The 14,802-nt window shown below is 42.4% G+C and carries 13 protein-coding genes and 1 pseudogene; 4 read left to right on the plus strand and 10 right to left on the minus strand.

The window, feature by feature from the left end; genetic code table 11:
• Positions 1–69: 69 nt before the first annotated feature.
• The gene (locus V7K25_RS05285) at positions 70–702 is read right to left on the minus strand and encodes a DUF1003 domain-containing protein (protein ID WP_335155741.1); all 633 of its coding nucleotides are present in this window, start codon (positions 700–702) and stop codon (positions 70–72) included.
• Between the two features lie 627 nt (positions 703–1,329).
• On the opposite strand from V7K25_RS05285, the gene ilvC reads away from it, so the two are divergent.
• Positions 1,330–2,325 (plus strand): ketol-acid reductoisomerase, encoded by a 996-nt coding sequence (ilvC, locus tag V7K25_RS05290; RefSeq protein WP_335155743.1) that lies wholly within the window; start codon positions 1,330–1,332, stop codon positions 2,323–2,325.
• A gap of 89 nt (positions 2,326–2,414) precedes the next feature.
• Here the strand turns inward: ilvC and V7K25_RS05295 are convergent, their stop codons facing one another.
• From V7K25_RS05295 to V7K25_RS05315, 5 genes are all read right to left on the minus strand, one after another.
• Positions 2,415–2,876 carry an SET domain-containing protein gene (locus tag V7K25_RS05295; protein WP_335155745.1) on the minus strand — a complete coding sequence of 154 codons (462 nt, stop codon included), beginning with the start codon at positions 2,874–2,876 and terminating at the stop codon, positions 2,415–2,417.
• Positions 2,877–2,923: 47 nt separating this feature from the next.
• Entirely contained in the window at positions 2,924–3,418 is a 495-nt protein-coding gene (locus V7K25_RS05300) for a DUF427 domain-containing protein (RefSeq protein WP_335155747.1), read from the minus strand.
• Between the two features lie 2 nt (positions 3,419–3,420).
• The gene (ovoA, locus tag V7K25_RS05305) at positions 3,421–4,782 is read right to left on the minus strand and encodes a 5-histidylcysteine sulfoxide synthase (RefSeq protein WP_335155749.1); all 1,362 of its coding nucleotides are present in this window, start codon (positions 4,780–4,782) and stop codon (positions 3,421–3,423) included.
• A 341-nt stretch (positions 4,783–5,123) separates the two neighbouring features.
• Positions 5,124–7,280 (minus strand): polyribonucleotide nucleotidyltransferase, encoded by a 2,157-nt coding sequence (locus tag V7K25_RS05310; RefSeq protein WP_335155751.1) that lies wholly within the window; start codon positions 7,278–7,280, stop codon positions 5,124–5,126.
• A 101-nt stretch (positions 7,281–7,381) separates the two neighbouring features.
• Entirely contained in the window at positions 7,382–7,927 is a 546-nt protein-coding gene (locus V7K25_RS05315) for a GNAT family N-acetyltransferase (RefSeq protein ID WP_335155753.1), read from the minus strand.
• A 133-nt stretch (positions 7,928–8,060) separates the two neighbouring features.
• Here V7K25_RS05315 and V7K25_RS05320 point away from each other — a divergent pair, with 133 nt between their 5' ends.
• Positions 8,061–11,351, plus strand: a complete 3,291-nt coding sequence (locus V7K25_RS05320) for a DEAD/DEAH box helicase (RefSeq protein ID WP_335155755.1) — start codon at positions 8,061–8,063, stop codon at positions 11,349–11,351.
• A gap of 198 nt (positions 11,352–11,549) precedes the next feature.
• The gene (locus V7K25_RS05325; protein WP_335155757.1) at positions 11,550–12,386 is read left to right on the plus strand and encodes an SWIM zinc finger family protein; all 837 of its coding nucleotides are present in this window, start codon (positions 11,550–11,552) and stop codon (positions 12,384–12,386) included.
• Between the two features lie 52 nt (positions 12,387–12,438).
• Here V7K25_RS05325 and V7K25_RS05330 read toward each other — a convergent pair whose 3' ends face one another.
• Positions 12,439–12,645, minus strand: coding sequence for a hypothetical protein (locus V7K25_RS05330; RefSeq protein ID WP_335155759.1), 207 nt, complete (start codon positions 12,643–12,645; stop codon positions 12,439–12,441).
• 78 nt (positions 12,646–12,723) lie between these two features.
• Between V7K25_RS05330 and V7K25_RS05335 the strand changes: the two genes are divergently transcribed.
• A complete protein-coding gene (locus tag V7K25_RS05335; protein ID WP_335155761.1) occupies positions 12,724–12,852 on the plus strand; it encodes a hypothetical protein in 129 nt (42 codons plus the stop codon).
• A gap of 137 nt (positions 12,853–12,989) precedes the next feature.
• Here V7K25_RS05335 and V7K25_RS05340 read toward each other — a convergent pair whose 3' ends face one another.
• The 3 genes and pseudogenes from V7K25_RS05340 to V7K25_RS05350 all read right to left on the minus strand — a co-directional run.
• Positions 12,990–13,175 (minus strand): PCP reductase family protein, encoded by a 186-nt coding sequence (locus V7K25_RS05340; RefSeq protein WP_335155763.1) that lies wholly within the window; start codon positions 13,173–13,175, stop codon positions 12,990–12,992.
• Between the two features lie 129 nt (positions 13,176–13,304).
• On the minus strand, positions 13,305–14,696 hold the full coding sequence (psbC, locus tag V7K25_RS05345; RefSeq protein ID WP_335155765.1) for a photosystem II reaction center protein CP43: 1,392 nt from the start codon (positions 14,694–14,696) through the stop codon (positions 13,305–13,307).
• Positions 14,680–14,802: pseudogene (locus tag V7K25_RS05350) on the minus strand (photosystem II D2 protein (photosystem q(a) protein)); the annotation flags it as partial. The gene psbC and the pseudogene V7K25_RS05350, both read right to left, overlap by 17 nt.

Here is a 14,802-nt window from a genome sequence, read left to right on the forward strand (position 1 = left end):
TGAAGTAAAACTCAAAACCTATATTGTTGCGATTTATGTAACAGGCATAAAATTTTGTCCAAAATCCAATTATTCTTTAATTGATGATTTTTGCTGAGAGAAACTTGCTAACTCGGTTGCTAAAGTCTCTTCTAATACATCTATAATTACGTGCGGATCGGTAGGGGACTTCATCATTTCAGCCTCCAGGTCAGAGCGATTTTTGACATTAGGAATATCCTGGCGTAATTCCTCAACCAAAGCGATGAGTTTAGCGATTTTCTGCTCAGAGAGCAGGTTGAGTTGAAGACTAAGCTGCGCCCGTTGCTCTGCTAACTTTTCTTGTCGCTCTTGTTTAATCAATACCCCTGTTGTCACCAACAATGAACCCGTAGTCAGTGAAAATTGTAACCAAGAAAATGGAAGAGGATCAAATCTTGGTATACCCAAACGTCGTGGTAAGACATTGGGTGTTATCCACAGAATAATCCCAAGCAGGATGCTATACAGGAATGCAGGACGACCAAAAAAAGCAGTTACCGTTTCTACAACCCTCTGGTGTTGTGGTACGTCTTTTTCAGAACGTCTGTGCAATGCGATGATAGTCTCGATATTTTTACTAATAGATTCCGGTAATGGGACAGTGGGCAGAAGGTTTTGACGATGTGTTTCGCACGATACTTGCGGTGAATCTTTTGGATTTGGTTTATCTTGGGAAAGCATTGGTAGTCTGACTTGATGAATGATTACTTCAATTTACTAACTCAATTTAAACCGCAATTCGATTGTTATATGCTTGATTAATCAATCGAGTATTATCGCGTTGCCGTATATGTTCGGTTTTTTGAATATATTCCTGATTTAAGAATTAGGGAAGGGATTTCCAACAAATAAATTATTTAATCTTCTGGGGTCAAAAGAGGCAGGGGAGCAGGGGGCAAGGGGGAAAACACCAGACGAGCTTGTACTCCGCTCCAGTAAGAGCGCCCTTTATGGCGGGGCTTCATACCCATGTTCCGCTCCGCTCCACGGCTCCAGGTCAGGGCTTGCTCCCCAAGCTTTGAGCGCCCTGCCCCTGCGCTTCTGGGGTGAGTGCCCACCCCACAACAAGTAGTTGAGTATTTTTTTATTTGTCAGTTCCTTATTCAAAACCCTTACCCAAAGTATCTTTCGGACATTTATGACGGCTAAAAATTTTAATGCAGTGTGAAACTTCTGAATCTAGATTTTATAAGGTTTTGAGCAATATTGTGATAAATCCGGGTAACAGTTCATCTGTGGTTACTCAATTTGAGGTATAATCTTAAGCCTGCCAATAAATGACGATGCTTGCTGACAGGAGATGCTTCTATGGCCCGGATGTACTATGACGAAGATGCCAATTTAGACCTTTTGGCTGGAAAAACTATTGCTATTATCGGCTATGGTTCTCAAGGTCATGCCCACGCTCTCAATCTCAAAGATAGTGGTTTGAATGTGATTGTGGGATTATATCCGGGTAGTAAGTCAGTAGAAAAAGCTGAAGCAGCTGGGTTAACTGTGAAAAATGTTGCAGATGCTGCCAATGCTGCTGACTTTATCATGATTTTGTTACCTGATGAAGTTCAAAAAACGATTTACAAAAACGAGATTGAACCAAATCTCGAAGAAGGGAATGTGTTAGCCTTTGCCCACGGCTTCAATATTCACTTTGGGCAAGTTGTACCACCAGCTAACGTAGATGTGGTGATGGTAGCACCAAAAGGGCCAGGGCATTTAGTACGACGCACTTATGAAGGTGGTGAAGGCGTACCAGCGCTGTTTGCAGTTTATCAAGATGCCAGTGGTCAGGCACGCGATCGCGCCATGTCTTATGCTAAAGGTATCGGTGGTACTCGCGCTGGTGTTCTCGAAACGACTTTCCGCGAAGAAACCGAAACAGATTTATTTGGCGAACAAGCAGTATTGTGCGGTGGTTTGAGTGCTTTAATCAAAGCTGGATTTGAAACATTGGTAGAAGCTGGTTATCAACCAGAATTAGCTTATTTTGAATGTCTGCATGAAGTCAAGCTGATTGTTGATTTGGTTGTAGAAGGCGGTTTAGCTAAAATGCGCGACAGCATTTCTAACACTGCTGAATATGGCGATTATACCCGTGGGCCGAGGATTGTGACTGAACAAACCAAAGCTGAAATGCAGAAGATTCTCAGCGAAATTCAATCTGGACAATTTGCACGAGAATTCGTTCTAGAAAATCAATCTGGTAAACCAGGATTTACCGCCATGCGTCGCAAAGAAGCTGAACACAAAATTGAGGAAGTTGGTAAAGATTTACGCGCTATGTTTAGCTGGTTGAAAAAGGCTTAAGCAAAACAAGGATCTGAATGTAGAGACGTTGCAATGTAACGTCTCTAGAATTGTTATTTATGATGCATCTATCTATGCATTATTAAACATCATTTGCTTTGAGTTTTCAGATAATCTGCAATGTAATCCCCGTAGCGATCGCGTAACATTTGTTCCCGAAATTTGAATCCTAATGTTTTCCCTCGACAGGATAAAGATTTGCACAAGCACCGGGAGACAGCAATTGATTCATATTCAGTGGTTTCGTAGTCCCAGGTAATTTCCTCACCTGCTTCGATATCGCCCAAAGCAACGAAGTCATATCCCCCAAACTGATTGTTCCTTACACCAGTATTTGGATCGCAAGAATGGTTAGTGAGGATAGCAGGCTCATCTAGGTGGACATGTAAATTAAAATCCATCTGAACTGAATAAATAGTTCGTTCGGGAACTGCTTCAATTTGAATACCCACCACGACGGTTTCCCCTGGGGCAAATTTTTTTTTAGCGAACACTCCTCGTCCTTTTGCTGTTTCCTGAATCGTGAGATGATTGCTATATATAATGTTCATGAGTTGTTAACTCAAAATATGATGTTCATGAATTGTTAACTCAAAAATTACCACCCCATTGTTCCAGGGCTACCTTTAAATGGCCCGACAATATCAGCAGTAATCCATCCCCCGTAAAAATCACCAGGTTGAGACATAACTAGCTCATCATTTACATAGCAAGCATCCATTAAACTAGGGTAAAAAGCATAGTATTCTTGAATCGTTACAAAATTAGGTGTGGGTTCAATATATCGCCAAGCAGCGTTATTTATATACTTTTCACCGATGCTTATATCATAATATTGACACTTGCCTTTCCATTCACACCAAGTTTTTTTAGGTGTTTCAATCAGATATTCTAGTTTAATGTCTTCAGAAGGAAGGTAATAAACAGGAGGATGGCTAGTTTCTAAGACTCTTTTAGCTTTAGTTGTTTCTGCTAAAACAACACCATTACAAATTATCCGAATTGATTTGTTGCTATCTTCTAAACGAGCCGGACGAGGATAATCCCAAACTGATTCTTGACCGGATTCTGGTACTATTGGATTTGGCCTCATTCTCAGTAATCTCCTTTGAAATCTTGAGCAATTCTAAAACCAGCATGTTGATAAAAGTAGGGACGAAACCAGTTACGATAAGTTGGTAATGCCATTGAACCATTAGTAGCCCAAGAACCGCCAAGCATCATCTGATGTTTATCATCAAAAAAGGGTGCTGCTTGATCTTTGTAAAGTGGATGAGGTTCAAATCCTGGTAGGGCGTTGAATGTGTCCCCTAACCATTCCCAGACGTTTCCTCTAAGATCGTAAAGCCCAGAAGCACTTTTAGCTGGTTTGAACATCCCCACTGGGCTGGGGGAAATGAATTGTAAGTTGAGATTATAGTTACTTGATAAGTGCTTATCCTCAGAGGTAAGTAAGGCTTGATTCCATTCGGCTTCAGTCATTAAACGAATTTCTGAGCCTTGAGAACGACAAAATGCGATCGCTTCGTAGTAATTTACTTCTACAGGCCAGTCTAAGGGTAAGTCTATTTCGTCGAATGTGGCCCGATAGCGATAACCATCCTGGAAGGGTATCCAGAATTTGGGATGTTGGACGTTGTAGAGTTGCTTCCAATCCCAAGATTCAGCATTCCAGTAATCGGGATTATTGTAACCACCAGCTTGAACAAATTTCAGATATTCGCCATTAGTGATAAGATATTGACTAGCTAAAAACGGTTTCACTTCAACAGTGCGATCGCCATATTCGCTATCCCAACCATAAGTAAGATCATCCTTGGGTTTTCCTAATTTCACTACACCACCAGGAACCCGGCGCATTTCATTGTTGGGAATATTACCCTTACTAGGTGCGTAATTCCACCCTTGGGGACATTTTAAGCGATCGCTAGGCAATTGACGCACCAGCATCGACGAAGTTTCAAAGTGAATCCGACTATGTTCTATTCCCATCAGCAAAGCCCAGAAGGGATGCTGTTGATGAATCGGGAGATTCAGGGGAGTCTTTTGAATAACTTTTGTAATTGCCTCTCGTGCCTTGTCTCGATATTGCCAAACTTTTTCTACATCAGGCCAGCTAATCCCTTGCATAGCTGCGTCGAGTTCTGTTGGTGTTTGGGGATCAACTCCGATTTCAAACAGGGTTTCGTATTGTGAATTAATTCCAGTTTTGATTAAATCAACGCCAACTAACTTATTGATGAAAAAAACAGCTGAGTGACCAAGATAAAAAATTATCCGGTTTCTTAAAGGATCGGGATTAAGATAAAAAGTTTCTTCTCCGACCAAACTTTTCATGAGTGTTTCTTCAAGTTCCCAAGAATTCTCAAAATAATTGAGCAGGCTTTGTGGACTGCAATTTTTGAGTGTGGGCACTTGAGTTGATGTCAGTTTATTTATCGTTGGAACTAAAGCCATGATATTTTTGACAGAACATTCATCAGACAAATTACATAAACTACGACTTATTACAAAACAGTTTTGTTAATTACGTTTTGTCTTGTGTCGTTATGATCAGACAATTTACCAAATTTGTAAATAGATAAAAGCTGTAGTTAAAATTACTCTAATTACGTCTTGTCAAAATAATATAAATAATGTATGAACTTTGAAAAAGTATAGGTGAGGTTAAAACACTTATTAACTGTCTTATTGCTATCAAGTTAAGATTGCAACTAATTTAGAGAAGCATACGGCGATGCCTTCACAGTAGGCATCGCGGATTTTAGATTTAATCTAATCTAAAATCCCAAATCGAGTTACCGATTCACCGCCGCAGCTTCCCTTGCTGCTGCTGCTTGATCTGGGTGGATACCCAAGCGAGTGAGATTAATCCGACCTTTGTTATCAATTTCGCGCACTTTGATAATCACTTCATCACCCACCGCTACTTCATCCTCAACTTTGCCAACGCGGTAGTCAGCTAGTTGTGAGATGTGGATCATCCCTTCTTTTCCAGGCAGAAATTCCACAAATGCACCTATCGGTATAATCCGAGTGATGCGTCCTGCGTAGACATCCCCTTCGTGTAACTTGCGGGTCATGCCTTGGATGATGTTTCTGGCTCTCTTGGCCTTGTTCTCATCCACAGCAGAAATTGTCACGGTGCCATCATCTTCGATGTCAATTTTTGCACCAGTTTCCTCTGTAATCCCCTTAATAGTCTTGCCTCCAGGCCCAATTACCAGACCAATCATGTCTGAATCAATCTTGATTGTTAACAGACGTGGGGCATAAGGTGAGGTTTCAATCCGTGGCGTGTCAATGCAGGCAAGCATTTTCTCCAGAATGTGCAACCGGGCTGCTTTAGCTTGGTGAACCGCTTGGGAAATAACCTCCAATGACAAACCGGAGATTTTCATATCCATTTGCAGGGCGGTAATTCCGGTATCTGTACCAGCAACTTTGAAGTCCATGTCACCTAAAAAGTCTTCAATGCCCTGAATATCGGTGAGGATTCGCACTTCATCCCCATCCTTAATCAAACCCATTGCTGCGCCACTGACGGGTTTGATAATTGGTACACCAGCATCCATCAAAGCTAGGGTGGAACCGCACACTGAACCCATTGAGGTGGAACCGTTAGAGGAAAGTACTTCCGATACGATGCGAATCACGTAGGGAAATTGTTCTTTTGACGGTAGCACAGGGAGGAGCGCTCGTTCTGCTAATGCGCCGTGACCAATTTCGCGCCTTCCTGGGGCCCGCATTGGCTTGGTTTCCCCGACTGAGAAAGGTGGGAAGTTGTAATGATGCAGATAACGCTTGTGCTGATCTAGCTGCATGTCATCGTTAAGGTTTTGAGCATCCCCAGGTGTACCCAGAGTACAAGTGGATAATACCTGAGTTAGTTCCCGGTTAAATAAACCGCTACCGTGGACTCGCTTTGGTAAGACATCAACTAAACAAGAAACGGGACGCACTTGATCGAGTTTACGACCATCAACGCGGACGTTATCTTCAATAATTTGTCGCCGCATGAAGTGTTTGGTAATATCTTTAAAAGTGTTACCAAGTGCCTTCTTATTTGCAGTTGCGGCAACTCGAATGGGATCTTCTTCTGGCAGTTCGGTAATCGTCGCGGCAATTTCATCCTTGACGACATCTAAGGCTGCATCGCGTTGGGGTTTGGTGAAACTAAATTGAGAGAGGATTTTCTTAATCTGACCGTTAGCGCGATCGCGGATATAATTTTCCAGAGTCTGGTCTACTTCTGGTGGTGCTTCTTGCACTATTACCAAACCCAGTTCTGCAATTAAATCTTGCTGCGCTTTAATTAAGTCCCGTACTGCTTCATAACCAAAGTCAATCGCCTCGATAATATCTCGCTCTGGCAACTGATTGGCTCCCGCCTCCACCATGATTACACCATGTGGTGAACCTGCTACTACCAGATCCAAGTCTCCAGCTTCAGTTTCTGCATAAGTGGGGTTAATAATGAAATCATCTCCCACTAAACCAACCCGCACTGCTGCCATTGGCCCATTAAAAGGAATTTGGGCAATCAGGGTAGCGATTGAAGCGCCTGTAACTGCTAACACATCGGGTGGAACTAACTCGTCCATCGACAGCGTTAAGGCAATAATTTGCAGGTCATCCCGTAGCCATGAAGGGAACAGGGGACGCATGGGGCGGTCTATAAGACGGCTAGTGAGAATTGTTTTTTCTGGTGGACGACCTTCTCGGCGCATGATCCCTCCGGGAATCCTACCAGCGGCATATAGCCTTTCTTCGTAATCTACAGTTAGGGGAAGAAAATCAATGCCTTCTCTGGCTTGCGATCGCGTAGCCGTCACTAAAACGGATGTGTCCCCTGATTCTATCAAAACCGACCCACCAGCCTGGGGAGCTAGTAGGCCTACTTTCAGTCGAATATCCCTTCCATCGAAGGATATTGACTTATCAACTTCTGCCATTCAGTTTTTTTTCCTTCTCTTTCGCTATTCTCTTTCTGTGGCAATCCTAACATTTATGCACTATGACTGACTTCTAGTACATACAAAGATAGATAAGTAGTTCAACCCAAAGCACGATACATCATCAGCGCGTCTACCATTTGTTCATTCCCTAGCTTCGCCGCACGCGGAATGCGCCCAATGATCTCAAATCCTAACGACTGCCAAAGTGTAATTGAAGGTATATTAGTTTCAAAGACCAAATTGAACATTACTGCTTCATAGCCAAGGTTTGCTGCTATTAAGAGCATCGCTTCTCCCATGAACCGCCCGATTCCCTGACCACGTAACCCAGGTTGTACAATAAAACCAGCGTTGCAAATATGGCAACACCGACCGGGGAAGTTTGGTTTTAAATAAAACGCCCCTAATATTTCTTTTGGTTTGTGTGTAGCATCCTGAACAGATGTCCTGACAACAAAGGCATCTTTACTCAACCAGTAAGCTAAAAATTCTGCCTGAGATAGAGGTTCCTTTTGGGGATAAGTTTTACCCTCAATCAATAAAACATTGAGTAATGCTCTTACAACCTCCTGTTCTTGAGGATGCATATAATCTAGCTCAACTATTATCCCATTGTTTAAAACTTTAATTAGGGGAAAAATCATTATTAATAATATTAATTTGAGATAAATTAATATAATTGTAACTTTTAACGAAAAAATCTTCTTAAGAAGATACAAAAAGTAGAATAATTGCGGTTTTGATTCTTGAAGTTTGGGAAATCTGAGTAGTTAGAAAATGGCGATTTTACACTGTAATTGGTTACTAAAAAATCAAAATGGTTGTTTATTTATTTGGGGAGAAACTTGGCGATCGCCACGAGTGAATTTCGAGCCTAATGGTTCTGGAGATATACCACTACATCCATTGGCGATGACATCAGTTGAGTTGAATGAGTGGTTGCGTTCTCAGAACATGGCGATTACCAACTTCATCCAGCAACCCCAAGTTGCAATGCTTGCGGCAAGCAAAGCCATTGCTACGACTGGACGAACGCGCAAAGCCGCCACTAGCACTGAGATCAGTTTACCAACGTATTCGCAAATCATTGCCTTACCAACTTATATTCCAGAAGGCAGTAACGAAGAAACAACAGCGATTTTTCCTGTACATTCTGCCAGTTTGGGAATAGACACAAACTCTCCGCAATATTTGCAACCGTGGCGAGTTGAAGGTTTTTGTCTCAACCCCAGCGAAGCAGTAAAATTTCTTGCTGCTGTTCCCTTAAATGCTGCTAACGGAGAAGATGCCTTTTTAGGAGGAGATTTACGTTTTTGGTCGCAAGTTGCCCGATGGAGTTTAGATTTAATCTCACGGTGTAAGTTTTTACCAACAATTGATCGACAAGCAGATGGTGCATTTGCCCCTAAATGGCAAGTACTTCTAGACAGCGCTGTAGATGGAACTCGCTTAGAAAAATTTTCTGCGAACATGCCGTTGGTTTGTCGGACTTATCAAGAGGGAGTGGGGGGAGATGAGGGAGTAGGGGGAGTAGGGGGAGTAAGATCCTCCTCATCCCCTCATATAGCAGTAAACTTCCCTACCGAACCTCAAGAATTGTTGCTGGGATTTCTTAACAGTACGATAGATGCCCAAGTGCGAGGAATGGTGGGTTCTCAGCCTCCAATGGAAGCTAAGGCGATGGCATCTTTACCAGGTGGGGTGCGACAGTGGTTGCAAGCCTTAACTAGTGCATCTGGTACAGCTAATGCAGATGCAATTGAAGTGGAACGGTTGGAAGCGGCACTGAAAGCTTGGACTATGCCGCTCCAATATCAATTAACTCTTAAAACTCTATTTCGTACCTGTTTTCAACTGCGTTCTCCAGAGTCTGGCGAAACAGATTGGACATTGGGGTATTTTCTGCAAGCGGCTGACCATCCTGAGTTTTTGGTGGATGCGGAAACTATTTGGAACAATCCAGTTGAGCGATTGGTTTATGAAAATCGGACAATTGAGCAACCACAGGAAACATTTTTGCGAGGTTTGGGGCTAGCTTCCCGATTATATCCAGCGATCGCATCCAGTTTTGAAACCGAATATCCCCAATTTTCTCGGATCACCCCCATTCAAGCTTATGAGTTTATCAAAGCTGTAGCTTGGAGATTAGAAGACAGTGGTTTAGGAGTAATTTTGCCTCCCAGTTTAGCGAACCGTGAAGGATGGGCGAACCGTTTGGGTTTAAAAATTACTGCCGAAACCCCAAAGAAAAAGCAGGGACGTTTAGGGTTGCAGAGTCTACTGAATTTCCAATGGCAATTGGCAATTGGCGGACAAACTATTTCTAAAACTGAGTTTGATAAACTTGTGGCTTTAAATAGTCCGCTAGTAGAAATTAACGGCGAGTGGGTGGAATTGCGGCCTCAAGACATTAAGACAGCCCAAACTTTTTTTACCACTCGCAAAGACCAAATGGCGCTTTCCTTGGAAGATGCCTTGCGTTTCAGTACAGGGGATACCCAGGTAATTGAAAAATTACCAGTGGTTAGCTTTGAGGCATCTGGGGCGTTGCAAGAGTTAATTGGGGCGCTAAACAATAATCAAGCGATCGCACTTTTACCGACACCAGAAGGCTTTAAAGGACAGTTGCGACCTTATCAAGAACGAGGTGCTGCTTGGCTATCCTTCTTGGAACGTTGGGGCTTAGGCGCGTGTCTCGCCGACGATATGGGACTCGGTAAAACCGTGCAGTTCATCGCTTTTTTGCTACATCTTAAAGAACAGGACGCACTAGAAAATCCAACACTATTAGTTTGTCCAACTTCTGTTTTAGGCAACTGGGAAAGGGAAGTAAATAAATTTGCACCAAGTCTGAAAATTTTGCAATATCACGGTGACAAACGCCCAAAAGGAAAAGCATTTTTAGAAGCAGTGAAAAAGCACGATTTAATCGTTACCAGCTACTCACTGCTTCATCGAGATATCAAGTCATTGCAAAGTGTCTCTTGGCAGATAATTGTTTTAGACGAAGCCCAGAATGTGAAAAACCCAGAGGCGAAGCAGTCAAAAGCAGTTCGGGAATTAGAAGCGACATTTCGTATTGCATTAACGGGGACACCAGTAGAAAATAGACTACAAGAACTATGGTCTATTTTAGATTTTCTCAATCCTGGCTATTTAGGCAATAAGCAATTTTTCCAGCGTCGGTTTGCCATGCCAATTGAAAAGTATGGTGATACGGCTTCTTTGACTCAATTACGTTCATTAGTACAACCATTTATACTGCGGCGATTGAAAAGCGATCGCGACATTATTCAAGACTTACCAGATAAGCAAGAAATGACCGTATTTTGCGGTCTAACTGGTGAACAAGCTGCACTTTATCAAAAAGTTGTAGAACAATCTTTAGTAGAGATAGAATCTGCTGAAGGATTACAACGTCGGGGGATGATTTTAGCTTTGTTAATTAAACTCAAACAAATCTGCAATCACCCAGCCCAATATTTGAAAGAAGCGACATTAGAGCAACATAATTCAGCCAAACTTCTGCGGCTAGAAGAAATGTTAGAAGAAGTTTTAGCAGAAGGCGATAGAGCTTTAATCTTTACACAATTTGCTGAGTGGGGTAAGTTACTTAAACCCTATTTAGAAAAACAGCTTGGGCGAGAAGTATTCTTTTTATATGGCAGCACCAGCAAAAAACAACGAGAGGAAATGATCGACCGTTTCCAACACGATCCTCAAGGGCCACCGATTATGATTCTCTCTCTGAAAGCGGGTGGAGTAGGACTGAATTTAACACGAGCCAATCATGTATTTCACTTTGATAGATGGTGGAATCCAGCCGTAGAAAATCAAGCCACAGATAGAGTATTTCGGATTGGTCAAACCCGGAATGTGCAAGTACATAAATTTGTTTGCACAGGCACTTTAGAAGAAAAAATTCATGACATGATTGAAAGTAAAAAACAACTAGCTGAACAAGTTGTAGGTGCTGGTGAAGAGTGGTTGACTGAAATGGATACAGACCAACTTCGCAACTTATTACTACTCGATCGCAGTACAGTAATTGATGATGATGCAGAATAATTTCGTAGTCAGGACTTTAGTTTTTGATTTTAGTAAAGCACTCACTACAAACCCAATACAATCCAGATAAGACAAAAACACTTGTAGAGACGGCGATTTATCACGTCTCGAAAACCCACAATTTTGTGAAATTAGAACCGTATTGACTATAAACCCATCAAAATTAGCGCGGTACATTACTAAATTTTTGAATTAATTATGACTAATTACACATTACAAGCTAGTCGAGAATGGTGGTCACAACAATGGCTAGATTTGCTAGATTCCTATCGCTTTAAAAAACGTTTAGAACGTGCGAGAAATTATGCTCGTCAAGGAAATGTTCTGAGCATCGAATTTAAAGGTGCAAAAGTATTGGCTAGAGTGCAAGGTAGTGAAATTGAACCTTATAAAGTTTCCCTTTCCCTTGAACCTTTTACCGATGAACAGTGGGGTTATGTAATTGAAAGCATGTCCCAAAAGGCAATTTTTGCTGCCAAATTACTAGCAGGAGAAATGCCACAAAATATAGAAGAAGTGTTCACAGCTAATGGTCTTTCGATATTTCCATTTACCCTTGCTGATGTCCAGAGTAAATGTTCTTGTCCTGATAAAGCAAATCCCTGTAAACACATTGGTGCGCTGTACTATCAGTTAGGCGATCGCTTCAGTGAAGACCCCTTTGTACTATTTCAATTGCGGGGACGCACTAAAGAGCAAATTATTAGCGATTTACGCCACTTGCGTAGCGCCAAGATTAAACCTGATACCACAGAAACGCCCGATATTCAACAGTCAATTCCTAATAACAAATATTTGGTAAAAATTGATTATTTCTGGCAATATAATGAGCCATTAGAGTCATCATTAGTAGTGATTGCGCCTTCCACTAATGAGATGGTATTAGATGTATTAGGAGCAATCCCCCTAGCAAAGGAAGAGGAAAATACAGTAAATTCAACTTCGAGTGATGTGGTAATGAAGTATTTGAATACAGTTTACAGAGATGTGAGCCAGAAGGCTTTTTTAACAGCAATGAATGTGGGAGGAAGTTGATATTAATTCGTAATTCGTAATTATTTTTCGTGAGATTGTTGTAATTTTAATTTCAGACCCAAGTGCTGTAGGACAAAGAGCCATCTGCAAAGATAAAATTCTCAAAGCCTGTTGTGGAGAGTGTAATCACATTTTTATTGTTATCGAAGCTAATGTTAGCTCGGTTTAGGGCATTGCCCGAAATTACACCAGAAAAAGTGAGTTCAGAGCGATTGAAAGCACTGAGGTCTAAGGTGTCAAAACCTTTTCCACCATCCACAGTCCCATTACCAAACCCTTTGAAGTAGTCATTTCCAGTGCCTAGATCAATATCGATACCGCCACCAATAGTAACTTTTTGTTGAACTTCATTGATGGTACTGGTGGATGTAATTTTGTCATTGCCATCCCATCACCAGTTCTTACCGATAATACCATCAGCCCCTTTACCGCCAGTGCCATTGCCTTTAATGGTGTCCTTTCCTGAGCCTGTAAAAATGAAACCTCCAGTTAAAATATCAATCCCGATTGCTGGAATTCAAAGTGTTGCTAGCTAATCTCGTAAAGCATTACTTGGTCAGCTCGATTTTTGGCGACTGTGATTGTTGCAACCTCCAGAATGTTTTATTGTCCAAACTCAAGCCTAGCCTCTTCTACCAAATCTGCTGTCACAATCTCTTGTCCTGCTTCACGAGCTAGCTGTTCAATTCTGGCTTTAGCTTGAGAACGGACAAAAAAGGGAATATTTTGTAACTTTTCCTTAGCTTCAGATGTCCATCGCAAAGCATCAATAAAATTAGAGTCACTCATAGTATTAATTCCTTTGGTAAGTCGCTCACTTTAATCAATAGATGACTAATTTTCCTATAAAAAAGCCCTTGCTTTTATGCAAGAGCCTCTAAATTATTTAGTTGTCAGTGATGAAATAAACTTTACAACCTAATCTAGGTCGTCCATAAACATCACTGGCTCAGTATCACGGTTGATTCCTTTCTCAAAACCACCAGCAGCAGCCCGTGCGCGACCAGCGTGCCACAAGTGACCAACTAGGAAGAAAAATCCTAGTACGAAGTGAGAAGTTGACAACCAAGCGCGAGGAGATACGTAGTTGAAGGAGTTAATTTCGGTAGCCACACCACCCACGGAGTTCAGAGAACCCAGAGGAGCATGGGTCATGTATTCAGCAGCGCGACGAGCTTGCCAAGGCTGAATATCGTTCTTGATTTTTTCCAAATCAAGACCATTAGGGCCACGTAGAGGCTCCAGCCAAGGGCCACGGAAATCCCAGAAGCGCATGGTTTCACCACCGAAGATGATTTCACCAGTTGGAGAGCGCATCAGGTATTTACCTAGACCTGTGGGGCCTTGGGCAGAACCAACGTTAGCACCCAAGCGTTGGTCACGAATCAAGAAGGTCAAAGCCTGGGCTTGAGAAGCTTCTGGGCCAGTAGGGCCGTAAAATTCGCTGGGGTAAACGGTGTTGTTAAACCAAACAAAGATTGAGGCAATAAAGCCCATCAACGAGAGAGCGCCCAAGCTGTAGGAGAGGTAAGCCTCACCAGACCAGATGGATGCACGACGTGACCAAGCAAAAGGCTTGGTAAGAATGTGGAAAATACCACCAGAAATTAAGATAAAGGCAATCCAGATGTGACCACCAACCACATCTTCTAAGTTATCGACGCTGACAATCCAGCCTTCACCACCAAAGGGAGACTTGATTACATAACCGAAGATAACCGCTGGGTTCAATGTCGGATTGGTAATAATCCGAACATCACCACCGCCTGGTGCCCAGGTGTCATACAATCCACCAAAGAACATTGCCTTTGCTACCAACAGCAATGCACCAAATCCCAAAATAATCAGGTGGAATCCGATGATGTTGGTCATCTTGTTCTTGTCTTTCCAGTCGTAACCAAAAAAAGAAGAGTATTCTTCTAAGGTTTCTGGGCCACGAACGGCATGATAGATACCGCCAAAGCCAAGGACGGCTGAGGAAATTAAATGGAGTACACCGACAACAAAGTAGGGGAAGGTGTCGATAACTTCACCACCAGCACCAACACCCCAGCCCTGACTGGCGAGGTGAGGTAACAGGATCAAGCCCTGTTCGTACATGGGTTTTTCAGGAACAAAGTGAGCGACTTCAAACAAAGTCATCGCTCCTGCCCAGAATACAATCAAGCCAGCATGGGCAACGTGAGCGCCCAGGAGTTTGCCAGATAGATTGATTAAACGCGCGTTACCAGACCACCAGGCAAAGCCAGTAGATTCTTGGTCGCGTCCAGTGCCGCCTAATATATTTGGTCTATTAGAGAGCGTTACCACGTGGTAATACCTCCTCAGGGAATACAAATTGTTCGTGGGGTTGATCTTGAGGAGCCATCCAAGCGCGGATACCCTCATTCAGCAAAATGTTTTTGGTATAGAAGGT

Source organism: Nostoc sp. (assembly GCF_036919495.1).
Lineage (GTDB): Bacteria > Cyanobacteriota > Cyanobacteriia > Cyanobacteriales > Nostocaceae > Nostoc.

Bases quoted from the DNA above. Each gene is read 5' to 3' on its own strand.
- V7K25_RS05285 (WP_335155741.1), bottom strand. From the start codon at position 702: ATGCTTTCCCAAGATAAACCAAATCCAAAAGATTCACCGCAAGTATCG.
- ilvC (WP_335155743.1), top strand. From the start codon at position 1,330: ATGGCCCGGATGTACTATGACGAAGATGCCAATTTAGACCTTTTGGCT.
- V7K25_RS05295 (WP_335155745.1), bottom strand. From the start codon at position 2,876: ATGAACATTATATATAGCAATCATCTCACGATTCAGGAAACAGCAAAA.
- V7K25_RS05300 (WP_335155747.1), bottom strand. From the start codon at position 3,418: ATGAGGCCAAATCCAATAGTACCAGAATCCGGTCAAGAATCAGTTTGG.
- ovoA (WP_335155749.1), bottom strand. From the start codon at position 4,782: ATGGCTTTAGTTCCAACGATAAATAAACTGACATCAACTCAAGTGCCC.
- V7K25_RS05310 (WP_335155751.1), bottom strand. From the start codon at position 7,280: ATGGCAGAAGTTGATAAGTCAATATCCTTCGATGGAAGGGATATTCGA.
- V7K25_RS05315 (WP_335155753.1), bottom strand. From the start codon at position 7,927: ATGATTTTTCCCCTAATTAAAGTTTTAAACAATGGGATAATAGTTGAG.
- V7K25_RS05320 (WP_335155755.1), top strand. From the start codon at position 8,061: ATGGCGATTTTACACTGTAATTGGTTACTAAAAAATCAAAATGGTTGT.
- V7K25_RS05325 (WP_335155757.1), top strand. From the start codon at position 11,550: ATGACTAATTACACATTACAAGCTAGTCGAGAATGGTGGTCACAACAA.
- V7K25_RS05340 (WP_335155763.1), bottom strand. From the start codon at position 13,175: ATGAGTGACTCTAATTTTATTGATGCTTTGCGATGGACATCTGAAGCT.